Origin of the sequence: Mycobacterium sp. 48b, assembly GCF_048282725.1 — a bacterium.
GTDB lineage: Bacteria > Actinomycetota > Actinomycetes > Mycobacteriales > Mycobacteriaceae > Mycobacterium.
This window is the reverse complement of the sequence record NZ_JBLVUL010000001.1, coordinates 3,208,121-3,232,317: the sequence shown is the minus strand read 5'-3', so window position 1 is coordinate 3,232,317 and position 24,197 is coordinate 3,208,121. Positions and strand designations below refer to the sequence as shown.

At 66.9% G+C, this 24,197-nt stretch carries 18 protein-coding genes and 1 pseudogene; 11 read left to right on the top strand and 8 right to left on the bottom strand.

Annotated elements, in window-relative coordinates; all coding sequences use genetic code 11:
• The first annotated feature begins 3 nt into the window (after window positions 1-3).
• From ACNQR1_RS15655 to ACNQR1_RS15630, 6 genes and pseudogenes are all read left to right on the top strand, one after another.
• Window positions 4-1,620, top strand: coding sequence for an ABC transporter substrate-binding protein (locus ACNQR1_RS15655; RefSeq protein WP_418050378.1), 1,617 nt, complete (start codon window positions 4-6; stop codon window positions 1,618-1,620).
• Window positions 1,617-2,603, top strand: a complete 987-nt coding sequence (locus ACNQR1_RS15650; RefSeq protein WP_418047116.1) for an ABC transporter permease — start codon at window positions 1,617-1,619, stop codon at window positions 2,601-2,603. The genes ACNQR1_RS15655 and ACNQR1_RS15650 overlap by 4 nt, the downstream gene beginning before the upstream one ends.
• A complete protein-coding gene (locus ACNQR1_RS15645; RefSeq protein ID WP_418047115.1) occupies window positions 2,600-3,481 on the top strand; it encodes an ABC transporter permease in 882 nt (293 codons plus the stop codon). Before ACNQR1_RS15650 ends, ACNQR1_RS15645 begins: the two co-directional genes overlap by 4 nt.
• A pseudogene (locus ACNQR1_RS15640) lies at window positions 3,478-5,042 on the top strand (ABC transporter ATP-binding protein). Before ACNQR1_RS15645 ends, ACNQR1_RS15640 begins: the two are co-directional and overlap by 4 nt.
• 3 nt (window positions 5,043-5,045) lie before the next feature.
• Complete coding sequence (locus ACNQR1_RS15635; RefSeq protein ID WP_418047114.1) at window positions 5,046-5,786, top strand: SDR family NAD(P)-dependent oxidoreductase; 741 nt, start codon at window positions 5,046-5,048, stop codon at window positions 5,784-5,786.
• A 96-nt stretch (window positions 5,787-5,882) separates the two neighbouring features.
• The gene (locus ACNQR1_RS15630) at window positions 5,883-6,122 is read left to right on the top strand and encodes a DUF1918 domain-containing protein (RefSeq protein WP_418047113.1); all 240 of its coding nucleotides are present in this window, start codon (window positions 5,883-5,885) and stop codon (window positions 6,120-6,122) included.
• Here ACNQR1_RS15630 and ACNQR1_RS15625 read toward each other — a convergent pair.
• Window positions 6,119-6,946 carry a universal stress protein gene (locus ACNQR1_RS15625; RefSeq protein ID WP_418047112.1) on the bottom strand — a complete coding sequence of 276 codons (828 nt, stop codon included), beginning with the start codon at window positions 6,944-6,946 and terminating at the stop codon, window positions 6,119-6,121. The genes ACNQR1_RS15630 and ACNQR1_RS15625 overlap by 4 nt on opposite strands.
• Before the next feature lie 154 nt (window positions 6,947-7,100).
• On the opposite strand from ACNQR1_RS15625, the gene ACNQR1_RS15620 reads away from it, so the two are divergent.
• Window positions 7,101-8,696 (top strand): adenylate/guanylate cyclase domain-containing protein, encoded by a 1,596-nt coding sequence (locus ACNQR1_RS15620; protein WP_418047111.1) that lies wholly within the window; start codon window positions 7,101-7,103, stop codon window positions 8,694-8,696.
• A 59-nt stretch (window positions 8,697-8,755) separates the two neighbouring features.
• Here the strand turns inward: ACNQR1_RS15620 and ACNQR1_RS15615 are convergent, their stop codons facing one another.
• The 5 genes from ACNQR1_RS15615 to ACNQR1_RS15595 all read right to left on the bottom strand — a co-directional run bounded on the left by ACNQR1_RS15615 (window position 8,756) and on the right by ACNQR1_RS15595 (window position 15,413).
• Complete coding sequence (locus ACNQR1_RS15615) at window positions 8,756-9,331, bottom strand: hypothetical protein (RefSeq protein WP_418047110.1); 576 nt, start codon at window positions 9,329-9,331, stop codon at window positions 8,756-8,758.
• A gap of 145 nt (window positions 9,332-9,476) precedes the next feature.
• Window positions 9,477-12,098 (bottom strand): hypothetical protein, encoded by a 2,622-nt coding sequence (locus ACNQR1_RS15610; protein ID WP_418047109.1) that lies wholly within the window; start codon window positions 12,096-12,098, stop codon window positions 9,477-9,479.
• Window positions 12,099-12,209: 111 nt separating this feature from the next.
• Entirely contained in the window at window positions 12,210-13,799 is a 1,590-nt protein-coding gene (locus ACNQR1_RS15605; protein ID WP_418047108.1) for a serine/threonine-protein kinase, read from the bottom strand.
• 114 nt (window positions 13,800-13,913) lie between these two features.
• Entirely contained in the window at window positions 13,914-15,170 is a 1,257-nt protein-coding gene (gene fmdA / locus ACNQR1_RS15600; protein WP_418047107.1) for a formamidase, read from the bottom strand.
• A gap of 18 nt (window positions 15,171-15,188) precedes the next feature.
• Window positions 15,189-15,413, bottom strand: a complete 225-nt coding sequence (locus ACNQR1_RS15595) for a zinc ribbon domain-containing protein (RefSeq protein WP_418047106.1) — start codon at window positions 15,411-15,413, stop codon at window positions 15,189-15,191.
• A gap of 289 nt (window positions 15,414-15,702) precedes the next feature.
• Here ACNQR1_RS15595 and ACNQR1_RS15590 point away from each other — a divergent pair, with 289 nt between their 5' ends.
• The 3 genes from ACNQR1_RS15590 (at window position 15,703) to ACNQR1_RS15580 (ending at window position 21,686) form a co-directional block, all read left to right on the top strand.
• Window positions 15,703-17,634 (top strand): ABC transporter ATP-binding protein/permease, encoded by a 1,932-nt coding sequence (locus tag ACNQR1_RS15590; RefSeq protein ID WP_418047105.1) that lies wholly within the window; start codon window positions 15,703-15,705, stop codon window positions 17,632-17,634.
• Between the two features lie 140 nt (window positions 17,635-17,774).
• The gene (locus tag ACNQR1_RS15585) at window positions 17,775-20,621 is read left to right on the top strand and encodes an RND family transporter (RefSeq protein WP_418047104.1); all 2,847 of its coding nucleotides are present in this window, start codon (window positions 17,775-17,777) and stop codon (window positions 20,619-20,621) included.
• Window positions 20,622-20,807: 186 nt separating this feature from the next.
• Complete coding sequence (locus ACNQR1_RS15580) at window positions 20,808-21,686, top strand: hypothetical protein (RefSeq protein WP_418050377.1); 879 nt, start codon at window positions 20,808-20,810, stop codon at window positions 21,684-21,686.
• A gap of 68 nt (window positions 21,687-21,754) precedes the next feature.
• On the opposite strand, the gene ACNQR1_RS15575 is transcribed toward ACNQR1_RS15580, so the two are convergent.
• Window positions 21,755-22,315 carry a TetR/AcrR family transcriptional regulator gene (locus tag ACNQR1_RS15575; RefSeq protein ID WP_418047103.1) on the bottom strand — a complete coding sequence of 187 codons (561 nt, stop codon included), beginning with the start codon at window positions 22,313-22,315 and terminating at the stop codon, window positions 21,755-21,757.
• Between the two features lie 80 nt (window positions 22,316-22,395).
• On the opposite strand from ACNQR1_RS15575, the gene ACNQR1_RS15570 reads away from it, so the two are divergent.
• Entirely contained in the window at window positions 22,396-23,571 is a 1,176-nt protein-coding gene (locus ACNQR1_RS15570; RefSeq protein WP_418047102.1) for an FAD-dependent monooxygenase, read from the top strand.
• Window positions 23,572-23,575: 4 nt separating this feature from the next.
• On the opposite strand, the gene ACNQR1_RS15565 is transcribed toward ACNQR1_RS15570, so the two are convergent.
• Entirely contained in the window at window positions 23,576-24,193 is a 618-nt protein-coding gene (locus tag ACNQR1_RS15565) for a TetR/AcrR family transcriptional regulator (protein WP_418047101.1), read from the bottom strand.
• Between the last annotated feature and the right edge of the window lie 4 nt (window positions 24,194-24,197).

Here is a 24,197-nt window from a genome sequence, read left to right as displayed (position 1 = left end):
GGTATGGGTCGGTATATCTCTGGCCGGCCCCTGTGGCGGCCCCAGCGGGTGAGCGTACGGCGGATCACCCGCGGTGATCCTGGAGTAATCGTGACCACACGACCAGCGTTGAAAGCGTTGGCGGCAGTCCTGGTATTCGTGCTGGCTGCCTGTTCCACCGGCAGCCGGGTAGACCTCGGCGACGAATCGTCGGGCAATCTGATCGCGGCCATCGCGGGAGAACCCGATCAGCTCGATCCACACCGAACGAGTGCCTACTTCTCGTTCGAGGTGTTGGAGAACGTGTTCGACACCTTGGTCGAACCCGACGAGAACCTGCAGATGCGGCCGGCCCTGGCGCGGTCCTGGGAGGTCAGCGACGACCAACTCACCTGGACCTTTCACCTCCGCGACGGTGTGCGCTGGCACGACGGCAGCCCGCTGACCGCCGGGGACGTCGTGTATTCGTACCGGCGCATCATCGACGGGCAGCTGACCAACGTCGACAAGTTCAGTGCCGTCAGCAGCGTCACCGCGCCGGACCCGGCCACCGTGCGGATCACCGTCCGCCAACCCACCCCGAACCTGCTGACCAACCTCGGCGGGTTCAAGGGCATGGCGATCGTGCAACGCGCCAACGTCGAAAGCGGCCGGATCGCCACCCATCCGATCGGCACCGGCCCGTTCTCGTTCACCGGGCGACGTAGCGGGGACTCGATCACCCTGAAGGCCAACCCCGACTATTGGGGAGGCGCTCCCCCGGTGTCCGGGGTGACGTTCCGGTTCATCTCCGAGCCGACGACGGCGCTCTCGGCTCTGCAGGCCGGCGAGATCGACTGGACGGATTCGGTGCCACCGCAGCGGGTGGCCCAGTTGCGCGACGACGACTCGTTGACGCTGGCGGTCACCCCGGGCAACGACTACTGGTATCTGGCGCTCAACGAAGCCCGGCCGCCGTGGAACGACCCACGGGTGCGCGAGGCGATCGCGTACGGCATCGACCGCGATGCCATCGCGGCGGCCACCAGCTACCGCACCGCGGAGGTCAATCAGCTGGCGATACCGCGGGGCAGCCCGTGGTTCACCGACTATCACCGGTACGGGTACTCGGTAGAAGAAGCGCGAGGCCTCCTCCAGGAGGCCGGCGCCGCACCGCACGACCTCGACATGCTGGTCACCAGCGAGTACCCCGAGACCGTGACGGCGGCCCAGATCATCGCCGACAACCTTGCGCCCCTTGGCATCACGGTGCACATCCGCACCGTGGACTTCGCCACCTGGCTCGACGAACAGAACAGCGGCCACTTCGACATGCTGATGATGGGCTGGCTGGGAAACATCGACCCGGACGATTTCTACTACGCCCAGCACCACACGAACGGCACGAGCAACGCGCAGAAGTTCTCCGACCCCGAGGTCGACCGCCTGCTGGATGCCGGCCGGACCGAAACCGATGTCGCCGAGCGAAAAGACATCTACTCCAAGGCCGCAACCCGGATCGCGGACCAGGCCAGCTACATCTACCTGTACAACCCGTCGGTGATCCAGGCCTGGGCCAACAACCTGTCGGGGTACCAGGTACGCCGCGACGGTGCCGTCCGGTTCCGCACCGCCGCTCTCGACGGAGGGGAAACCCGATGACCCAAAAGGGTTTGCGCAGGATGCGTTTGAGTAATCCGGTCGTGGAGTTCCTGGCCCGACGGCTGCTCTACTCGGCGGTGGTGCTCGTCGGGGTGCTGATCGTGGTGTTCGCCCTGGTACACCTGGTGCCGGGCGACCCGGTCCGGATCGCACTGGGCACCCGCTACACCCCGCAGGCCTACGACGCGCTGCGCGCGGCCAGCGGTATGGACCGACCCGTCGTCGAGCAGTTCTTCACCTACATCGGCTCGGCGCTCACCGGCGATCTCGGGGTGAGCTTCCGCAACGGCGATCCGGTCACGGTGACCCTGCTCGACCGCCTGCCCGCGACGCTGTCGCTCGGCCTGGTCGGGATCCTCATCGCCCTGGTGATCGCGCTGCCCGCCGGGATCTTCGCCGCGCTGCGAGAAGGCCGGATCAGCGACGCGATCGTGCGGGTCGCCAGTCAGTTCGGGGTGTCGGTGCCGGACTTCTGGTTGGGCATCCTGCTGATCGGGCTGTTCGCCTCGACCCTGGGATGGTTGCCGACCTCGGGATACCGTCCCCTGCTCACAGATCCGGGCGGCTGGTTGCGCCACATCATCCTGCCCGGACTGACGGTGGGCCTGGTGGCCGGCGCGATCATGACGCGCTACGTGCGATCGGCGGTTCTGGAGGTCGCCGCCATGGGCTACGTGCGGACCGCACGGTCGAAGGGCCTGGCGCCGCCGGTGGTCACCTTCCGGCACATCGTGCGCAACGCACTGCTGCCGGTGTTGACCATCACCGGGATCCAGCTGGCCACCATCCTCGGTGGAGTGATCGTGGTCGAAGTCGTGTTCGCCTGGCCGGGTTTGGGCCGGCTGGTGTTCAATTCTGTTGCGGCACGCGACTATCCGGTGATCCAGGGTGCGGTGTTGCTGATCGCGGTGCTGTTCCTGCTGATCAACCTGCTGGTCGATGTGCTGTATGCGGTTGTCGACCCGAGGATCCGGCTGTCATGACCGCCACGCAGAGTTCACGGGTCGCATCATGGCGGCTGTTGTTGTCGAATCCGGTGACCGCGATCAGCGCCGCGGTACTGGTGGCGGTGCTGGCCATCGCGGTGTCCGCATCCTGGATCGCCCCGTACGGCATCAACGACATCGACGTGCCCAGTGCGTTGCAGGGCCCCGGCGCCGCACACTGGTTCGGCACCGATGAGCTTGGCCGCGACGTGTTCTCCCGCGTGCTGGTGGCCATCGCCGCCTCGCTCCGCGTCGCGGTGGTATCGGTGGCGCTGGCCGCGGTGATCGGCGTGCTGATCGGCGTGCTGGCCGGTTACCGGGGCGGCTGGATCGACACCGTGGTGATGCGTGTCGTCGACGTCATGTTCGCGTTCCCGGTGTTGCTGCTCGCGCTGGCGATCGTGGCGGTCCTCGGGCCGGGAATCACCACCACGATGCTGGCCATCGGGATCGTCTACATCCCGATCTTCGCGCGCGTGGCCCGGGCCTCGGCGCTGGGTGTGCGGGTGGAGCCGTTCATCGCGGTGTCCCGGAGCATGGGCACCGGTGACGGCTACATCCTGGTCCGGCACATCCTGCCGAACATCGCCGGACCCTTGATCGTCCAGCTCTCCCTGTCGTTGGCCTTCGCGATCCTGGCCGAGGCCGCGCTGTCGTTTCTGGGGCTGGGCATCCAACCGCCGCAACCGTCGCTGGGCCGGATGATCTTCGATGCCCAGGGGTTCGTCACGCTGGCGTGGTGGATGGCGGTGTTCCCGGGTGCGGCGATCTTCGTGATGGTGTTGGCGTTCAACCTGTTCGGTGACGGGCTACGCGATGTGCTCGATCCGAAACAGCGCACCTCGATCGAGGCGAGAAGGGCGGGCCGGCGATGACCTCACCAGTGCTGACAGTGTCCGATCTGCACGTGACCATCGGCCGCCGCGAGATCGTGAGGGGCGTGTCGTTCGACGTGCACCGCGAGCAGACGGTCGGCATCGTCGGCGAGTCCGGGTCGGGTAAGTCGATGACGGTGCTGGCCGCCACCGGTTTGTTGGACGCACCGGGTGCGGTGGTCACCGGCAGCGGCCTCTTGGCCGGCGGCTCCCAGCTGATCGGCGCATCGGCGCGGGCGCTGCGCGCGGTGCACGGCAGCCGGATCGGCTTCGTCTTCCAGGATCCCGGGACGTCGCTGAACCCGCTGCTGACCCTGGAACGTCAGATCACCGAAACCCTTGAGACACACCGTGAGATGACGCGGCGGCAGGCCCGGGCGCGGGCCGGTGAGCTGCTCGAGGCGGTCGGGCTGTCCCCGATCGGCTCGATGCGTACCCGCATCAACTGTCCGGCGGCCAACGCCAGCGGGTGATGATCGCGATAGCCCTGGCCTGCGATCCGGAGCTGCTCATCGCCGACGAGCCGACGACCGCGCTCGACGTCACCACCCAGGCTCAGATCATCGACCTGGTGGCCGATCTGCAGCGGGATTTCGGTACCGCGGTCGTGTGGATCAGCCACGACCTCGGTGTCATCGGCCAGGTGGCCGATGAGGTGACCGTGCTGCGCGATGGCGAGGTTGTCGAGCAGGCGCCGATCCTGCAGGTGTTCGACCACCCGCAACACGCCTACACCCGCGAGTTGCTGGCCGCCCGCCCGCTGCTCGACGGTGCGGGTCCCGAACCCGCTCCGGTAGACGCACCGGTTCTGTTGCAGGCCAAAGGTCTTGACGTGCGCTACGGCTCAGTGCACGCCGTCAAGGATGTCTCGTTCGAGCTGCGGCGTGCGACGACGCTGGGGATCGTCGGCGAATCGGGATCGGGCAAGTCGACGGTGGCCGCCGCGCTGACCGGGCTGGCGAAACCGTCGGCGGGCACTGCCACACTCCACGGAGACGACGTGTTCAGCGGTGGGCGATCCCTGCGCCGGCGGATCAGCCTGGTATTCCAGGACCCGTTCGCCTCGCTCGATCCGCGGGCCCGGGTCGGCGCCGCGATCGGTGAGCCGCTGCGGGTCCACCGGCTCGCGAAGGGGCGCGGGGCCCGCGCCGCACGGGTGGCCGAACTGCTCGAACTTGTCGGACTACCAACAGATTTCGCGTCGCGCTATCCGCATGAACTGTCCGGCGGGCAGCGCCAGCGGGTCAGTATCGCCCGGGCCCTGGCCACCGAACCCGACGTGCTCATCCTCGATGAGTCGACCGCGTCGCTGGATGTGTCGGTGCAGGCACGGGTGCTGGATCTGTTGTCCGAGCTGCAGCGGGAGCTGGGGTTGACCTACCTGTTCATCGCCCACGACCTGGCGGTGGTGCGCCGGATGTGTCACGACGTGTTGGTGATGCGGGCCGGCGAGGTGGTCGAGTACGGCCCGGCCGCCGAGCTGTTCGCCGCACCCGAGCACTCCTACACCCGCACCCTGCTGGCGGCGGTTCCGCCTGCGCGGCCGCGTGAGAAGGTGTGAGCCATGACTGCTCTGGATGGAAAGGTCGCGTTGGTCACCGGTGCCTCATCAGGTCTCGGCGCGGCGGTTGCCCAATTGTTCGCCGCCCGTGGCGCGAAGGTGTTCGGTGTCGCCCGCGACGCCGAACGGATGGCGACGGTGTTCGAGGACGTGCCCGGCGGGGTCTACGCCTCGGTGGACATCTCCTCCTCGGAAGCCTGCCGGGACGCGGTCTCGCAGTGTGTCGAGAAGTTCGGCCGCCTCGACGCCCTGATCAACGTCGCGGGCTTCCACCAGATGCGCCACACCGTGTCGGTCACCGACGAGGACTGGGACAAGGACCTCGCGGTCAACCTCAACGGGCCGTTCTTTCTGTGCCGGGCCGCGCTGCCCCACCTGTTGGAGGAGGGCGGCAACATCGTCAACGTCGCCTCCATCGCCGGGATCGAGGGTGAGGTCTACTCGGCCGGTTACTGCGCGGCCAAGCACGGACTCGTCGGTCTCACCCGCGCACTTGCCATCGAGTTCACCTCGGAACGGCTTCGAGTCAACGCCGTGTGCCCAGGCGGCATGCTCACTCCACAGACCACCGAGTTCGCCGCGCCGGAGAACGCCGACTGGAATCTGATCATGAGGATCGCCGCGCCCCGCGGGATGATGGACGTGGCCGACGTCGCCAAGACCATCGCGTTCCTGGCCAGTGACGACGCGGCCGCGGTGCACGGCGCGGTCTACATCGTCGATGCGGGTAAGACGGCGGGCTGAGCACCGCCACTTTTAATCGCGACCCACACTGTTCCTTCCGCGGCCCGGCGAGCGCACCATAGGAGTGTCCGCCGGGTACGGCGAAGGGAGCGGACGATGAAAGCCCACGTCGGCGATTTCCTGGTAGTCAAAGGCACCACCACCGACCAGCACGAACAGCACGCCGAGATCCTCGAGGTGCGCGCCGAGGACGGGTCCCCACCGTTTGTGGTGCGGTGGCTGGTCACCGGACACGAGGCGACGGTCTATCCGGGCCCGGACGCGATCGTGGTCTCGGCCGCCGAGCACTCTCGCGCGGCCGAGCGCGCGGCGGAGCGTCAGGGCCGCCGGGGCTAGCCGCCCGGCACCACCAGGACCGGCCGGAATGTCCGTTGCAGTGTCGCAGCGGCCACGCTTCCCAGCAACACCTTCTTCAGCGCCGACCGCCCTCGCGAGCCCACGACCACGACACCGGCCCGTTGGTCTTCGGCAAATGCCACGAGGGCATCCGCAGTGGCGCCGGCACCGGATCCGCGGAACCTGGGCACACGATGCGCAGGCTGTGCGGCGGCGACGTCAACCGCACTGCCGTCATCCACGCCAACCGTGACCACCTCACGGTCGGCGAACAGGGCACCGGCGGCGGACAGTGCGCGCTCCGACCCGGCCGAGCCGTCGACGCCGACCACGACCGGCCCATCGGCCAGCGCGTCGTATTCGGCCGAGATCATGTTCTGGGACACCACGAGTACCGCGCGGGGCGCGTGGTGCACCACGAGGTCCGAAACGCTGCCCAGCTTCGAGTCGCTGGCGCCGATCCCTCGCGCGCCGACGATCAGCACATCGGGTTCGAGCTGCTCGGCCACCTGCGCCAACCCCAGTCCCTCCCCCGCCCACGTGCGCTTGACCAGCGCCTCGGGATTCCAACCGGCGGCCCGCGCCAGGGTGACTCCGGTGTCGACCAGTCGTGCGGCCTCGCCCTCGCTTTCCCGGTCGACGAGGTCGATCAGCTCGTCGACGTTTCGTGCCGAGTGGCGCAGCCGGGCGCGCAATCCCTTGCTGCCGAACGGCGGTGTGCACAGATAGACGACTACCGCGTCCGCGGCCGGGAACAGCGCGGCACCACTTCTGATGGCCGCATTGGCCGCGAGCGACCCGTCGTAACCGAGCACTACCTTCATGTGCGTCCCCTTATCCCGTTCGTGCGTCCGATTCCAGACTAAAGGGCCGCTCGCAGTACCCATTGGGTTCGCGCCGACGGTTCACGGCCCCGAGCAGGAAACAGGTAGCGCGCTACCCTATCGACCGGCCTGGTTATGCGCGCAAGCTCTGCTCATGGACGCCACCGTCAGCGGCTTGGCACCCCTGAACACACCCGTCGCTGTCACTCCCGCACCCGGCAACGCCAATGCCGGGGCCGAACTTCGTGACCAGACGTTCAAGCGCTGGGTGTTGGGTGCGGCCGTGGTCAGCGCCGGTGGCGGCGGGATCGTCGGCACCTTCCTGGCTTTCGCGGCCCCCATCGTGTTGAGCCCGGCGGAGGCACAAAACCTGCTGATGCGCGGCGGTACCGTCCTGATCGTGTTTCTGGCGGTCGCGGTTCCGGTGATGCTGCGGGTACGGCGGCTCCGGTTCGCCGCCAGCACAGCGTGGCTCAGCGAGGGCCGCCCACCCACCGCGGAGGAACAGCGGATGACGCTGGGCGCCTCCGGTGAGGCAGTGCGGTTGTCGGCTGCGGTGTGGGGCGTCGGAGCGGTGATCTTCGGGTCACTGGCGCTCAGCCAGCAGGTGTCCACCGCGGTGTACATCTTTAGCGTGGTGGCGCTGGGCGGCATTTCGACGAGCGCGGTCTGGTATCTGATCGTCGAACGGGTCATGCGGCCGTTGTCGGCCCGGGCCCTCGACGGCGCAACCCCGGACCGGCGATTCGGGCCGACGATCGGGCGCAGGCTGGTGATGGCCTGGCTGCTCGCGACGGGAGTTCCGCTGTTCGGCATCGCCGTGCTGGCCGCCGGCTACCTGGCCGATGTCGGCTTCCGGACCCAACGCACCTTCGCGGCGATCCTGATCCTGGTGGCGGTGGCGATCGTGGTGGGGCTGTTCGCGATCCTGATCGCGATCCGGTCGGTCACCGAACGGGTCACCGCCCTGCACCGGGCCCTGGCCCAGGTCAAGGCGGGCGATTTCACCGCCCGGGTCGAGGTCGACGACGCCAGCGAGATCGGGCGGCTACAAGCCGGTTTCAATACGATGACGGCCGGCCTGGCCGAACGTGAGCGCATCCGCGACACCTTCGGCACCTACGTGGATCGCGATGTGGCCGAACACATCCTGTGCGCTGCCGGATCGCTGGAGGCCCAAGAGCTGGATGTCACGCTGATGTTCGTCGACATCCGCGGATTCACCACGCTCGCCGAACGGTTGCGGCCCACCGAGGTGGTCACCACCTTGAACCGGTTGTTCGAACGGATCGTCCCGATCGTGCACGACCACGGCGGCCACGTCGACAAGTACGCGGGCGACGGCCTGATGGCGGTTTTCGGCGCACCCCGGCGCAAGGACCGTCATGCGGATGACGCCCTGGGCGCCGCGCTGCAGATCGCCGACGCGGTGCACGAGGAGTTCAGCGGCAGCCTCACGGTGGGGGTCGGCCTGAACTCCGGACCGGTGGTGGCCGGGAATGTGGGTGGTGCCGGACGTCTGGAATTCTCGGTGATCGGCGATGCGGTGAATGTCGCGGCCCGCGTCGAGACCGCGACCCGCCAGACCGGCGACACCGTGCTGCTCACCGGCGCTACGTTGAGTCAACTCAGCGGGGATCGAGGCGGTTTCGAGCCGAGGCCCGGCCTGGCGCTCAAGGGCAAGACCTATCCGGTGGCGGTGTACGCCCCGGTTTCCGCAAGGGCTCACGTTGTGAAAACGGCCTCCTGACGAGAAGATCCCGCCCCGGCGATACGCGCTGGGGCGGGACCGGATCCGCTGGGGGCAAGTCAGATCACCGTCCGGCGGACCCGTACGTAGAGCTCGTGCAATCCGGCGATGCCGCCGAACAGGCCCGCCGTCTCGATCACCTCGACCCTGGTCTGCTCATCCGGATGCTCGGGCTTGCGGTACGGCAGATTGGCAAGGGCCGCACGGAACGCCTCATCGAATTTGAGATTGGGTGAGGTACCGATGGCTTCATCCGAGTCGTCGGCAGCCACCGAAGGTAGCGCGGCGAACTGATGGAGACCACTTGAGACGTCCTGGATCTCGATCTCGTCCTGGCCGTCGGCATGGTGCACCGTGATGGTCGAGATGTCCTGCGGGTAACGCACGAATTCGGCGTACCGGTAGGGCGTCACAACCTGCGGCCAGATGCCGCTGCGCGGGATCGCGAGCAGATCAAAATGCGGAGGGAAGATCCGGATCGGGTCCTGCTCGATGTCCACATCGAAACCCGGGGTCGGCAGATCACCCTCGGCGACGATCAGCACGAACGTCCCGGCCCGGTAGGCCCGGATGGTGCGCCGGCTCGCGAATGGCGTCGTCGACTTCCCGATGGTTTTCTCACTGGCGATGGTCATGTTCGTGTCCTTGTCTACTCGATGGCCGCCCCGAATGGGTGCCCTGTGGCCAGCGTGACGGTTGGCCCGTCACCGGGACACGCGTAGCCGGCTACTCCAATTCGTCGACGTGCGTTGGGGATTGAGGTAGCCGGCGACGTCGCGGTCACACCGCGGGCACGAGCAGATCGGCGAACTTCGTGACCGCCTCGTCGTAGCGGACGTTGTGGCCCTGGACCACTGCGGCCTCCAACACCGGCATCCGCACATCCTGCACCCGGCGCGGCGACGGCACGCCAGGAGTCGACTCGTAATTGAAGGCGATCACGTCGAGGTACACCGGTTTGCGAAGATGCTTGCCGCTCAACAGTTTCTGCAACGCCTCGGAGATCGCCGGGTACGGGGTGAACTCGGGGTTCTGCAGCCAGTCGGCCAGGTCGGTCGCCGGTACGCTGAAATCCACGCCCAGCGCGTCGAGACGGTCCACCACCGCATCCGGGGCCGGAGCTGCCGGCGGCACAACGGCGACACCCGGCGGTGTCACCGCGAACGGTTGATGGTTCCACCCCTGATCCGGTGCGGCATCCCACCATTGGGTCCCGATCGCGCCGTCGGGCCGCACCCAGAACACGTCCAGATGCGAGGGGAGCCGTCCGACGGAGTCCAACGCCGACCCGGACGCCGCCGCCCCGGCGGGAGCGATCGGGAACGGGGCATGGTCAGCCCAGCTGTGCCCGACCGCCGCATGCCACCACTGCGTTCCGATGGATCCGTCGGGCGCGACCCAGAACACGTCCAGATTGTTCGGGGTGCGGGAGGTCGCGGTGATACCGCCGCCGGCCGCCACTGCACCCGGTGCTGTGATGGTGAACCATCCGTGATCCGCCCAGCTTGCACCCGGGGCGGCGAACCACCAGTTGGAGGCGACCGCGCCATCGGGGGTCACCCAGTACACGTCGAGGTTGTCGGGCGTGCGGGCCACGACGGACAGCGCCGACCCGGGCCGGGCGGATCCGGCGGGTGCGATCCTGAACGACCCGTGATCGGCCCAGCTCGTTCCGGGCGCCGCTGTCCACCAATTCGAGCCGATCCCACCGTCTCTGGTCACCCAGAAGACGTCGAGATGATCGGGCATGCGCGCCACGACGGCGACCGACGATCCCTTCTCCGCCGAGCCGGGGGGCGCGATGTTGAACGCGCCGTGGTCAGCCCAACTCGCTCCCGGCGCGGCCGCCCACCATTGGCCGGCGATGGCACCGTCGGGCCGTACCCAGAACACGTCGAGGTTGTCCGCGGTCCGCGCGACCGCCGCAATCGGTGCTCCGGGCGTCGCCGAGCCGGCCGGCGCGATCGCGAACGCGCCACCGTGCTCGGTCCATCCACCGTCGGAGCCGGCGGCCGACCATTGCGTCATGACGGATCCATCGGGCCCAACCCAGAACACGTCGAGGTTGCCCGGTGTGCGGGCGACCGTGGTGACAGCCGCACCGGGTGCGGCAGCTCCGGTCGCCACGACATCGATCGGACTGTGGTCGGCCCAGCTGTCTCCCGCCGTGCCGGTCCACCACTGTGACCCGATCGCCTTGCCGGTGGTCGCCCAGAACAGTTCGAGGCGAAGCGGTTCCCGCGAAACGACATTCAGTGCCGAGGACGCGGTGGCGCGCAGGTTCGCCCGGGCTTCGTCGGGCGGCAGATGATTGATGAGGTCGTTCCAGATGTAGCGGTAGTACGGGTTCTCCTGGTCGGCCTCTTTGTACCGGGAGCTGGGTCCGGTTCCGCCGAACCACTGATCGACGATCGCGCCCTGCTGTTCGGCGTTGAACTCTGACCAGGCCCGACCGGGCGGGCCGTACTGATACACGTTGTCGCCCAGGATGAAACTCGCCTGATTCACCATGCCGCTGCACATCAGGCCCGGCAGCGACCCGGTGTGTGCGATCTGCCAGGCGTGGGTGAGTTCGTGGATGAGGAGTTGACCCGGCTTGGGATAGCCGTCGCCACCGGTGCCGAGCGGATTGTCATAGGCGCGCCCGATATTGAGGTACGTCTTGCCGTCAACGCCCGGGGCGGTGAAGGCGCGATCGCCGAGACCGGCGAGATTGGTGATGATCACGTCTTGGTAGGGCAATGAGTTGCCGAAGACCTGTCGGGCAAAAGCGATTTCGGCGGCGTTGAGCGGCCGGAACTTGATCAGCGCATTCGTGACCGCGCCGATCGCCACCCCGGCCACCACACCGAGGATGAGCGCGGTTCCGATCCCCGCCCCGGCCACGGCCGACACCGCGAACACGACGACTCCCCCGATGACTCCGAGCGTGCCTCCCGGTCCCAGCGTCGCACCCATCCAGTCGATCGCCTCGCGGGTGGCTCCGATCACCACACCCAGGGCACCGCCCACGGCGCCGGCGGCCACATCGAGGATGTCGCCGACCAGTTCGGTCAGCGTGCCGACGACACCGCCCCACTTGTATTCCTTGGCCACACCGTAGGTGGCCTGGTCGTCCAATTTGGACCAGTAGAGCGCCAGCAGCGGGCTGTGGCCGCGCTCCTCGTGGTTCCAGCTGTCGACACCGGAGACGTGTCCGCTCTTGATGAACGCCATCGTCGGAAACCCCGGGGCCGTCAGGTAGGCACGCAGATTGAAGTCGAAGTCGCCGAGAATGCTGCTGCTGTGCATATGGAACTTCACGTGGTAGTCGCCGTTGTCGCTGACCTCGACATCGACCCATCCACCCAGCGGTGTTCCAGAAGGTGTGGTGACGACTCCGTGAAAGGTGCGAGTTGCCATGTGCGCGAACCCCTTCGCCCGTGTGATTGCTGACCTGCACAATCGTTCAGGTGGGCGGCCGGGGCCGGTAGAGTAGCCCGCTACTCGAATCTCGGCGTCAAACGCTGCTTTTCAGCGCTCGCCGTATTCCAGTGGCGGTTCCGACGAATCGACCTTTCCGTAGCTGCTGATGGTGAGACCGTCGGGCCCCACCTCATAGCGCGCACCGTCGGCGGGGTTGACGGCCACGAAGCCGTTGCCGGACCGTTCAGCGGTGGGGATCTGGAGGTTGGCGCCGTCGCTGAGCCGTTCGCCGCGGTAGGAGAAGCTGTCGGGGCCGGTCTGGCAGATCACCGCCAGCGAGGATTCGGTGCGGATCACGGCCGCCGGGGTGCTGCCCGCGGGGCATCGCGCGGTGTGGTCGACGAAACCCTGCGCGTCGGTGCCGCTGACGCCGGCGGTCGCCGAGCCGGACGTGGTCGTGGTGGTGGTCGGCGACTCTGACGTCCCGCTGGACGGGGCCGGTGTGGTCAGCGTCTCACGGGTGGAGGCACCGTCGCCGCCGCTGGCGAGCACCGCGGCCAGCACGGCGGCAATCCCGAACAGTCCCACCGTCACCAGGATCAGGGTGAGCTGGGTCCGGTTGAACCGTGGTTTGCGCGCCGGCGCGGCCGGTGCCTGCGCCGGGGGTGGCGCCGGCGGGTACGGCGTGAAGCCGGTGTGGTCCGGGTTGGGGTAGATCGACGAGAACTCGCGGGTGCCGGGCGGCTGCGGCTGTGGCTGCGGAGTGAGCCGCGGCGGGGCAGGTGCCGGCGCGGGCGCCGGAGCGGGCGCGGGTGCCGGAGTGGGTGGCAGCAGCGGCGGGGCAGGTGCGGCAGCCGCACCGCCACTGACGGCGTCGCGGGCGGCCTTGGCCAGTTCACCGGCGCTCGGATAGCGCTCGACAGCGTCCTTGGCCATACCCTTGGCCACGACGTCGTCGAACGCACGCGGTATGCCACGGCGCATGATGCTCGGCCGAGGCGCCGGGGAGAACATGTGGGCGCTCATCAACTGGCGCAGGTCGCCCGTCTCGTACGGGGGCCGGCCGATCAGCATCTCGTACAGCAGGCAGGTCAGGGCATACACATCGGCGGCCGGGCCGACGGGGCCGCCGGAGAACCGCTCCGGTGCCATGTAGGCGCTCGATCCGATCAGGACGCCCGTCATCGTGACGCTGGCCTCCCCGCCGACATGGGCGATGCCGAAGTCCACCAGGTAGGCGAAGTCATCGGGCGTGAGCAGGACGTTCTCCGGCTTGATGTCGCGGTGCACCAGCCCGTCGGCATGCGCGGCGTCCAGCGCCGCGGCCACCTGCGTGACGATCGCGGTGGCCCGCTGCGGGGTGAGCGGGCCGTTGGTCCGCAGCAGCTCCTTGACGCTGGCGCCCTCGACCAGCCGCATGTCGATGAACAGCACACCGTCGATCTCGCCGAAGTCGTGCACCGGGATGACGTGCGGTTCCTGCAGCCGCGCCGCGACCCGGGACTCCCGCCGGAACCGCTCCTGAAAGCTCGCGTCTGCCGCGATCTCGGTGCGCAGCAGCTTCACCGCCACCATGCGTTCCTTGACCGTGTCGTAGGCCCGGTACACCTCCCCCATGCCACCGACACCGATCAGCGATTTCAGCTCGTAGGGTCCGAACCGGGTGCCGAGGCGCGAGGCACCAGGGGGCGGGGTCATTGCGCGATCCTTTCCGGTTGCACCATGCCCCCGGGGCGGGGCGGGCAGCGGTCGTCTCGCACACGAGGATAGTTCGACCGCGGCCCGGCCCGCCGCGAGCGGTGCCCGGACGCGTCAGTCGAACGACGAGTGCGGGGCGCCCATACCCGGGTCGATCTGCACCGGTCCGGTCGCCGACGGCGCGACCGGGAAATCGAAGATCGCCGTCGGGATGTACACCGTCGCACAGGCATTGGGGATGTCGACGACGCCGGACAGGCGGCCCTCGATCGGTGCAGCTCCCAGCAGCAGGTAGGCCTGCTCGGGGCTGTAGCCGAATTTGGTCAGGTAATCGATCGCGTGCAGGCATGCGCGCTGGTAGGACAGGTGCGAGTCCAGGTAACGCTGCTCACCGTCGAGGGTGACCGAGGTTCCGGAGAAAGCCAGCCATTCGGAGTACTGCGGATCGGTGTTGCCGGGCATGAATATGGCGTTCTCGCTCACCCCGTAGGTCTCCATTCCGCCGGGGATGACGTCGACACGCAGGTCGATGAAGCCGCCCATCTCGATGGCACCGCAGAAGGTGATCTCACCGTCGCCCTGGGAGAAGTGCAGGTCTCCGACCGAGAGGTTGGCCCCGTCGACGTAAACCGGATAGAACACCCGGCTGCCCTTGGTGAGGTTCTTGATGTCCTGGTTGCCGCCGTTCTCGCGCGGCGGTGCGGTGCGGGCGGCTTCGGACGCGGCCTTGGTGAAGGCATCGCCGGTCAGTCCGCCGAGGATCGCGTCGCGCGGTTCGGGCGGCAGGGCCAGCGGCGGTACGCGGTCGGGGTCCGTGGCGATCAGGGCGGCCTCGCGGGTGTTCCACTTCGCCAGCAGCCCTGTCGATGGCGCGGTTCCCATCAGCCCCGGGTGCACGATGCCGGTGAACTCCACGTGCGGTACGTGCCGTGAGGTGGCCTTTTGACCGGAGAAGTCCCAGATCGCCTTGTAGGCGTCAGGGAACTGGTCGGTTAGGAACCCGCCGCCGTTGAGCTTGGGGAAGATGCCGGTGTAACCCCAGCCCTGGCCGGCCAGCGGCCCGGAATCCTCCTGCGGGATGGGGCCGACGTCGAGGATGTCGACGATGAGCAGATCGCCCGGTTTGGCACCCTCGACGGCGATCGGGCCGGAGAGCACGTGCACGGTCGTCAGCGGTGCGTTGAGGATGTCGTCGGCCGAATCGTCGTTGACGATCGCACCGTCGAACCATTCGCGACAGTGCACCCGGAAAGAGTCACCCTGCTTGACGGTCACCGCGGCCGGGATGTCGGGGTGCCACCGGTTGTGGCCCAGCTTCTCCTGATCGGTGAACTTCTTGGTCGAGTCGAGCGGAAATACGACTTCGGGCATTGATCCTCCTTCAGGACTTCAGGGACGAGGCAACTTCTGATGAAGCGGGTTGGTGGTGACTTTCTGCCGCCGGCCACCCGGCGGCGGTCCGGCCACCACCGCGGGGCGGTCGGCCGACGCTCGTGTGGTGTCCTGCAGCGTCATGGCGGTCGAGGCGCCACGGCCCAGGTTCGGCGCCGCCACGGTCCTGCGCGCCGGACCCCGGCAGTCCGGGCAGTCGATCGCGTCCGGACGCGCGCTCATCGGATACATCTTCTTGGTCACTCCGCAACCGGACGCACACCGAAATTCGTAGAGAACCAACAGGTTTCCTTAACGTTGCCGGGAGTCGCTCTGTCGACAAGCGTCACACTACCGACGAACGCCGGTATTGGCGCGCCACTTTGGCAACAGAGCCCCAAAGTTTGGACCTTTTGACGGTCGAGGCGGACTTGCCCGACTACCGGTGTTGCGTTGCGGCCGGGCCCATCCGCTGCGGTAGCTTCACGCAGACGCGACTGGAACTCCAGTCAGCAGATCGTGAGGATGTCCCGTGAATGACGTCAAACCGTTCTCGCCCTCGATCGACTGGAGTTCGGAACTGCTGCACTCTCTGTGGTGGCTGGCCCAGGCCTGGACGATCACGGCGGTGTGCACCTTGGCAGTGCTGATCCTGTTGGCCCGGTTCACCACGTGGGGCCATCAGTTCTGGACCGTCACCGGCTCGTACTTCACCGGCCGCCACAGCCTCAAGCCCTGGCTGACACTGGCCGCGATGTTGCTGTCGGTGATCATCGGCGTGCGGCTGGCGGTGTTGTTCAGCTACCAGAGCAACGACCTGTACTCCGCGGCGCAGGTCGCGGTGCAAGGGTGGGCCACCGGCAACGACGAGGTGAGAACGTCTGGCATCCGGGGCTTCTGGATCGCACTGCTCATCTTTTCGGTGCTGGCGGCCATCCTGGTCACCCGGGTGCTGGTCGATCTGTTCATGACCCAGCGCTTCATGCTGGCCTGGCGGACCTGGCTGACCGACCGGCTCACCGGCGACTGGCTCGACGGCCGGGCCTACTACCGGTCCCGGTTCATCGACCAGACGATCGACAACCCCGATCAACGCATCCAGTCCGACATCGACGTGTTCACCGCGCTGTCGGGCCCTCAGCCCAACACCCCGCACCAGACCAGCAACGGCACCCTCCCCTTCGGCGCCATCTCGTCGATCGTCTCGGTCGTCTCGTTCACCTCGATCCTGTGGAACCTCTCGGGTGACCTCAACCTCTTCGGCATCGAGATTCCGCGCGCGATGTTCTGGTCGGTGTTCGTCTACGTCGCCTTCGCCACCGTGATCGCCTTTGCCCTCGGCCGTCCGCTGATCCGGCTGTCGTTCAACAACGAAAAGTTCAACGCCGCTTTCCGTTACGCGCTGGTGCGCCTGCGCGACGCCGCCGAGTCGGTCGCGCTCTACCGCGGCGAGAAGGTCGAGCGGTCACAGCTACGGGAACGTTTCGCCGCGGTCGTCGCCAACTACAAGCACTTCGTCAACCGGACCATGGTGTTCACCGGGTGGAACCTGTCGATGAACCACATCATCATCCCGCTGCCCTGGGCACTGCAGGCTCCGCGGTTGTTCAGCGGCCAGATCCAGCTCGGCACGGTCAACCAGTCGGTGGCTGCCTTCGGCGCGATCCAGGACGCGTTGTCGTTCTTCCGCAATTCCTACGACACGTTCGCGGGTTACCGCGCATCGATCATCCGCCTGCACGGGCTCGTGACCGCCGACGAGCAGAGCCGCGAGCTGCCCCAGTTGGAGGTCGCAGAGCTTGCCCAGGGTTCCACCAGTCTGGTCGAGCTCGGTGACGTCGAGGTGCGCAACCCGGCCGGCGAGCAGTTGATCGACGATCTCAGCCTGTCGCTGGCCGCAGGCGAGGCGATGATCATCACCGGCAAGTCGGGGACCGGCAAGACCACCCTGTTGCGCAGCATCGCCCAGCTGTGGCCGTACGCCTCGGGCACGGTCCAATGCCCGCGGGGCGACAACGAGACGCTGTACCTGTCGCAGGTTCCCTACGTTCCGTTGGGTGATCTGCGGACCGTGGTGTCCTATCCGCGCCAGCCCGGGGAGCTGCCCGACGAGGCGTTGCGGGACGCGCTGCTCGCGGTCGCGCTGCCGCGCTATGTGGACCGGCTCGACGAGGACGGCGACTGGGCCAAGGTGCTCTCGCCCGGCGAGCAGCAACGCGTCGCATTCGCCCGGGTGCTGCTGACCAAACCCAAGGTGGTCTTCCTCGACGAGGCGACCTCGGCGCTCGACGAACCGCTCGAGTTCATGATCTACAGCCTGATCCGGCGCGAACTGCCCGACACCGTGTTGGTGAGCGTCACCCACCGCTCCACGGTGCACCGGCACCACAACACCCACCTGGAACTGCTCGGCGAGGGACAGTGGCGGCTCGGTCCTGTCGATGAGACCGAACCCGTCGGGTAATGCCTGATGAAGCACGCCGGCGACCCGCCCCTGTCCAGCGTCTGGTAGGACGGTGGCACGACACCACGTAGTAAGGTAAGCCTTCGCACAATGCCCGACCGCTGCATCGTGCTCCCCTCACCGACCACCAAGGGTTCCTGATGGCCGATTCCAGAGCCCCCCACACGGGGGTCGCTCGATGGATCCGTCGATTCGCCATTCCGGTGATTGTCGGCTGGATCGCCCTGCTCGCGTTCCTGAGCGCCACCGTCCCACCGCTCGAGGTGGTGGGTCAGATGCGCTCGGTGTCGATGAGTCCCAACGACGCACCGTCGGTGATCGCGATGAAGCGCGTCGGCACGGTGTTCGACGAGTTCCACTCCGACAGCTCCGCGATGATCGTGCTGGAGGCCGAGGACAAACTCAACGACGACGCCCACCGGTTCTACAACGACATGGTCGACAAGCTGGAAGCCGACAAGAAGCATGTCGAGCACGTCCAGGACTTCTGGGGCGACCCGCTCACCGAGGCCGGCGCGCAGAGCAACGATGGTAAAGCCACCTACGTGCAGGTCTATCTGGCCGGCAACATGGGTGAGGCACTGGCCAACGAATCGGTCGAGGCTGTCCAGAAGCTGATCGCGGGGCTTTCCCCACCCCCGGGCCTCAAGGTTTACGTCACCGGGCCAACCGCTCTGGCCGCCGATCAGCAGATCTCCGGCGACCGCAGCGTCAAGATCATCGAAGGCGCCACCTTCATCGTCATCATCACGATGCTGATGCTCGTCTACCGGTCCATCATCACGGTGATCCTGGTGCTGGCGATGGTGGTGATCGAGCTCTCCGCCGCCCGCGCCGTCGTGGCGTTCCTGGGCTATCACGAATTGATCGGCCTTTCGACGTTCGCGACACAGCTCCTCGTCACGCTCGCGATCGCCGCGGCCACCGATTACGCGATCTTCCTGATCGGCAGATATCAGGAAGCCCGAAGCGTGGGCGAGGACCGCGAACAGGCCTACTACACGATGTTCCACGGCACGGCGCATGTGGTGCTCGGTTCCGGTATGACGATCGCGGGCGCGACGCTGTGCCTGCACTTCACCCGGCTGCCGTACTTCCAGACTCTCGGCATCCCGATGGCCGTCGGCATGACGATCACGGTGCTGGCCGCGCTGACGCTGGGCCCGGCGGTGATCACGGTGGCCAGCCGATTCGGCAAGGTACTCGAACCCAAGCGCGCCATGCGCATTCGCTTCTGGCGGCGACTCGGCGCCTTCGTGGTCCGCTGGCCGGGGCCGGTCCTGCTCGGCACGATCCTGCTCTCGCTGGTCGGTCTGCTCACGCTGCCGGGCTACCGAACCAACTACAACGATCGCAACTACCTGCCGACCGATCTGCCGGCACAGGAGGGGTTCGCCGCGGCGGACCGGCATTTCTCGGCAGCCAAGATGAACCCCGAGTTGCTGCTCATCGAAACCGACCACGACGTCCGCAATTCGGCGGACTTCCTGGTGATCGACCGGATCGCCAAACGAGTTTTCGAGGTCCAGGGAGTCGGCAGCGTGCAGGCCATCACCCGCCCACAGGGTGAGCCGCTGGAATTCAGCACCATTCCCGCCCAGATGAGTATGGGCGGGGTCATGCAGACGATGAACCGCAAGTACATGATGGACCGCGCCGACGACATGCTGCTGCAGGCCGACGAGATGCAGAAGACCATCAACACGATGGACCAGATGATCGCGTTGATGCAGGAGATGAGCGGCATCACCCACAACATGGTCGGCAAGATGGACCAGATGGTGGTCGACGTCGCCGAATTGCGGGACCACATATCCGATTTCGACGACTTCCTGCGTCCGCTGCGCAACTACCTGTATTGGGAACCGCACTGCGCCAACATCCCGGTGTGCTGGTCGATGCGTTCGGTGTTCGACGGCCTCGACGGTGTCGACACGCTGACCGACAGCATCCAGCAACTGATGCCCGACATGCACCGGCTCGACGAACTGATGCCGCAGATGGCGACGATGATGCAGCCGCAGATCGAGACCATGCGCACCATGAAGACGATGATGCTGACCATGTACCAGACCCAGAAGGGTCTGCAGGATCAGATGGCGGAGATGCAGGACAACCAGACCGCCATGGGTACGGCGTTCAACGATTCGAAGAACGACGACACGTTCTACCTTCCGCCGGAAACCTTCAACAACGCCGACTTCAAACGCGGTATGAAGAGCTTCATCTCTCCGGACGGAAAAGCCGTGCGGTTCATCATCTCTCACGAAGGTGATCCGCTGACGCCGGAAGGCATCGGCATCATCGACGGCATCAAGCAGGCCGCCAAGGAAGCCATGAAGGGCACCCCCTGGCAGGGGTCCAAGATCTACATGGGCGGTACCGCCTCGGCGTTCAAGGACATGCAGGAGGGCAACAATTACGACCTGCTGATCGCCGGGATCTCGGCGATCAGCCTGATCTTCATCATCATGCTGATCATCACCCGCAGCCTGGTGGCGGCCGCGGTGATCGTCGGCACGGTGCTGATATCGCTGGGAACGTCGTTCGGGTTGTCGGTCCTGGTGTGGCAGCACCTGATCGGGATCGAATTGCACTTCATGGTGATGGCGATGGCGGTGATCGTGCTGTTGGCCGTCGGCGCCGACTACAACCTGTTGTTGGTGGCACGGCTCAAAGAGGAACTGCCGGCCGGCATCAACACCGGCATCATCCGGGCCATGGGTGGCAGTGGGTCCGTGGTGACCGCGGCCGGTCTGGTGTTCGCCTTCACCATGATGGCGATGGTGGTCAGCGAGATGATCGTGGTCGCCCAGGTCGGTTCGACGATCGGTCTGGGCCTGCTGTTCGACACCCTGGTGATCCGGTCGTTCATGACACCGTCGATCGCGGCGTTGATGGGCCGCTGGTTCTGGTGGCCGCAGATGGTGCGTCAGCGCCCCGCGCGCGGCGTGGTGGCCCAGTCGCTCGCCCGGTCGAACGCCTAGCGCACGCCGAGCCGTCAATGCGGCGGATTGCGGTAACCATCAAGCAGTGATCCGCCGCCCAAGTGGTTATCCACAGATCGCCGAATGCCTCTGGTGAACCATCACGCCGGTCGACGAGCATCGGTTCTGTGGGTGTCGGTGAAGCGCTTCGGCGCCAGGACGGGGTGATTCTCGCGTCGGCAGGCGCTGGATGCGGGGCTGGCTGACCATGAAATCCGACGATTGCTCAGACGCAATGAGTGGGCGCGGGTGCACGCCGGCGTCTATGTCGAACACACCGGTCCGCTGACCTGGACACAACGGGCTTGGGCTGCAGTGCTTTACGCGGCCCCGGCCGCCCTGTGCTTCGAATCGGCTTTGGGCACGCAGATGTCACCGATCCATGTCGCCGTCGAGCGGCAACGGTCGACATTGGCTGAGCCGCTCGGCGTCCGCATTCACCGGATTGCCCACGTCGGCGATCGCGTGCTGTGGAACGCAGGGCCGCCGCGGATACGGTACGAGGAAGCTGCCCTCGACGTCGCCGGCCGTTCTGCCCGCGAACTCGATGCCGTAGCCGTTCTGGCCAACGCCTGCCAATCTCGGCGCACCACTGCGCGACGGCTGCTGAAAACCCTCGACTCTCGTGGTCGGCTGCGGCGTCGTCGCTGGCTGCGCGCAGTGCTGGTCGACATTGCCGACGGGACCTGCTCGGTGCTTGAGCACGGCTATCTTGTGCGCGTCGAGCGTCCGCACGGTTTGCCGCGAGCTACCCGCCAGAAGCGGTCGGCGTCATCGCTCGGTGTCTGCTATCGCGACGTCGAGTACGGCAAACGGCTCGTCGTCGAGCTCGACGGCCGAGTGTTTCACGATTCGGCGACGGCCCGCGATTCCGATTTCGAGCGGGATCTGAATGCCGCGGTCGACGGCCGTTCGACCGTCAGGCTTTCCTATGGGCAGGTCTTCGACCGGCCGTGTCGAACCGCGGCCAAGATCGCTCAGGTCCTGCAGCGGCACGGGATCGCGGTAGCCGGCCGCGCATGCGGGCCGGGATGTGAGTTCGTTCGACTCGACCGCGCCGCGTAGTCGTCAACGCGGCGGATTGCAGTCAATATCAAGCAGTGATCCGCCGCATTGAGTACTCGCGGTGGTGGCTAGGCGACGGCCGCCGCGATCAAGAGCTCGGCGGCGGCGTCGACCCGTGGCCGGTCGGCTGTGACCAGGCCGTCCTGACACAGTCCGCGCAGGCCAGAGACCACCAATGTGGCACGTGCGCAAGCATTCTCGGTGGGATACCCGATCACGGACAACGCCTGCGCGATCGGGGCGATCATCACCTCGACCGCGTTTCGGGCTGCCTCGCCGTAAGTCCGGGGATCGGTGACCGCCAGGCTGAGGACCTGTAACAGCAGCCGCACGTTGCGCCGTTCGCCGCCCCGGGTCAATTCCCGCCACAAGTTCCTTGCCGCATCGACGAATTCGTCTGCGGTGGCGACACCGGCGAACATCTCCCCCAGCTGCGGACGGCTGGCGTCCAGGGCCTGCGCCAGCAGCTCGGCCCGGTCGCCGAAGTAGTACAGCAGCATGCGCTTGCTGGTCCCCAGGGCCTCGGCCATCGGCGCCAGCGACATCTCACCGATGCCGTACTGCTCGAGATACCCGACGACACCGTTCAGCAGCTCTTCACGCTTTGCGGGATCTGCTGTCCGGGCCACCCCTTGACTGTACCGATCGGTACATTTATAGTCAATAGCGTACCGATTGGTACATTTATTGCGGATTTGAGGAGGACCTCATGACCGAGCTTCGAGTTGCCGTCGTGGGTGCCGGCATCGGCGGGTTGACCGCTGCAATTGCCCTACGGGCCAATGGAATCGACGCAACCGTCTACGAGCAGGCGCACGCGCTCAAGGCGATCGGCGCCGGGGTCTCCATCGCCACCAACGGATCACGCATCCTGAACAAGCTCGGCGTGGGCGATGCGGTGGCAGCGATCGCCGGCCCGGTCACCCACTATCAGTTCCGCACCTGGCAGGCCGAGCCGATCGCCGGCGAACCGTCGACCCTCGGTTTCGGAGACCCGGCCCGCACCTGGTGTCTGCACCGTGGCGAGTTCCAGAAGGTGCTGGCCGACGCGCTGCCCGTCGGCGCCCTGCAGTTGGGTCGCTCCTGCGTCGGGGCCACGGAGCACGCCGACGGGGTCCGGGTCGAGTTCTCCGATGGCACAGCGGTCGACGCGGACCTTCTGATCGGCGCGGACGGCATCCACTCCCGCCTGCAGGGCAAGGTGACGCGCGCGGCCGCACCCGTGAGCGAGGGAATCATGGCCTACCGCGGCTTGATTCCCGCCGAGCGGCTGCGCGGCGTCGTCGATATGAATGCCAGCGCGATGTGGCTGGGCCCCCGGCAGAGTTTCCTGGCCTACCCGGTGTCCGCCGGCGAGCTGGTCAACATCGTCGCGTTCGTCCCCACCAATCTCACCGTGTCCGAATCGTGGACCGCCCCTGGTGATGTGGCCGAACTCGCCGCCGCCTACCAGGGCTGGGACCCGACCGTTCTGTCGATCATCGACGCGATGGATTCCACGTTCCGGTGGGGAATCTACGACCGGGAACCGTTGGACCGCTGGTCCACCGACCGGATCACCCTGCTGGGTGACAGTGCCCATGCGGTCACACCCCACCTCGGGCAGGGCGCCAACCAGGCCATCGAGGATGCGATGACGCTGGCTGTTGTTCTGCGCGACGCACCGGACGGCGAGCTCGGTGCGCGGCTGCGTCGCTACGAGAACCTGCGCCTGGATCGCACCCGTCACGTGCGCAGGCAGGCGCGCGCCGCCGGGAGCATCTACCGCTCGACCGAACTCGGCCCGTACACGCAGGCAGAACAACTGCAAGCGATCCTCGACAGCGTCGCCATCAATACCTACGACGCCGAGCGGGTCGCCGAGGGCGCATGCCAGGCCGCCTGAGCAATCAGGAAGGCTGCTCCGTCTCGATGTAGGCGGTGAGGACGTCGACCAATGTTCCCAGCTCCTTCGACGAGTCGACCGGCGCCGGCCAAACCATCTGGGCCACGACCAGACCCCTCAGGGTGGCCCAGATCAGATTTCCGATCCCGGCCCCCTTCGGCGCGGACAGTCCTTCGGCCAGATGGGCACCCAACCGGTTGAGATGCTGCATCAGTTCGGCCAGGTGGGTGTTGGCAGAACTGTCCCGCATCCCCCGCGTGGAGATGAGGATCTCCAGGGCCGCCATCGACACCGGGCTGGAGAACGCACGCCAGACGATGTCGACGATCAGCTCGGTGCGCGCTCGGGTGGTCATGTCCTGGTCGAAGGCCGGCAGGTCGGCCAGTGTCGCGGCCAGATCACCGAATCCCTTGTCCACCACGGCCATCAGCAGGCCATCCAGGTCGCCGAAGTGGTACTGGACCACACCCCAGGTCACCCCGGCCCGCCTGGTGATGTGCCGGACGCTGGGCGGGGTGAACCCTTCGTCCTGGATGCAGCGCACCGTTTCGGCGATGACCGCCTCACGCGTACGTTCGGCACGGGCCTGACTTCCGGTGGCGGGCCGTCGGGGTGCGGTCATGGTC

Excerpts from the sequence above, each read along its gene's own strand:
- ACNQR1_RS15655 (WP_418050378.1), top strand. The coding sequence starts at position 4 with ATGGGTCGGTATATCTCTGGCCGGCCCCTGTGGCGGCCCCAGCGGGTG.
- ACNQR1_RS15650 (WP_418047116.1), top strand. The coding sequence starts at position 1,617 with ATGACCCAAAAGGGTTTGCGCAGGATGCGTTTGAGTAATCCGGTCGTG.
- ACNQR1_RS15645 (WP_418047115.1), top strand. The coding sequence starts at position 2,600 with ATGACCGCCACGCAGAGTTCACGGGTCGCATCATGGCGGCTGTTGTTG.
- ACNQR1_RS15635 (WP_418047114.1), top strand. The coding sequence starts at position 5,046 with ATGACTGCTCTGGATGGAAAGGTCGCGTTGGTCACCGGTGCCTCATCA.
- ACNQR1_RS15630 (WP_418047113.1), top strand. The coding sequence starts at position 5,883 with ATGAAAGCCCACGTCGGCGATTTCCTGGTAGTCAAAGGCACCACCACC.
- ACNQR1_RS15625 (WP_418047112.1), bottom strand. The coding sequence starts at position 6,946 with ATGAAGGTAGTGCTCGGTTACGACGGGTCGCTCGCGGCCAATGCGGCC.
- ACNQR1_RS15620 (WP_418047111.1), top strand. The coding sequence starts at position 7,101 with ATGGACGCCACCGTCAGCGGCTTGGCACCCCTGAACACACCCGTCGCT.
- ACNQR1_RS15615 (WP_418047110.1), bottom strand. The coding sequence starts at position 9,331 with ATGACCATCGCCAGTGAGAAAACCATCGGGAAGTCGACGACGCCATTC.
- ACNQR1_RS15610 (WP_418047109.1), bottom strand. The coding sequence starts at position 12,098 with ATGGCAACTCGCACCTTTCACGGAGTCGTCACCACACCTTCTGGAACA.
- ACNQR1_RS15605 (WP_418047108.1), bottom strand. The coding sequence starts at position 13,799 with ATGACCCCGCCCCCTGGTGCCTCGCGCCTCGGCACCCGGTTCGGACCC.
- fmdA (WP_418047107.1), bottom strand. The coding sequence starts at position 15,170 with ATGCCCGAAGTCGTATTTCCGCTCGACTCGACCAAGAAGTTCACCGAT.
- ACNQR1_RS15595 (WP_418047106.1), bottom strand. The coding sequence starts at position 15,413 with ATGAGCGCGCGTCCGGACGCGATCGACTGCCCGGACTGCCGGGGTCCG.
- ACNQR1_RS15585 (WP_418047104.1), top strand. The coding sequence starts at position 17,775 with ATGGCCGATTCCAGAGCCCCCCACACGGGGGTCGCTCGATGGATCCGT.
- ACNQR1_RS15570 (WP_418047102.1), top strand. The coding sequence starts at position 22,396 with ATGACCGAGCTTCGAGTTGCCGTCGTGGGTGCCGGCATCGGCGGGTTG.
- ACNQR1_RS15565 (WP_418047101.1), bottom strand. The coding sequence starts at position 24,193 with ATGACCGCACCCCGACGGCCCGCCACCGGAAGTCAGGCCCGTGCCGAA.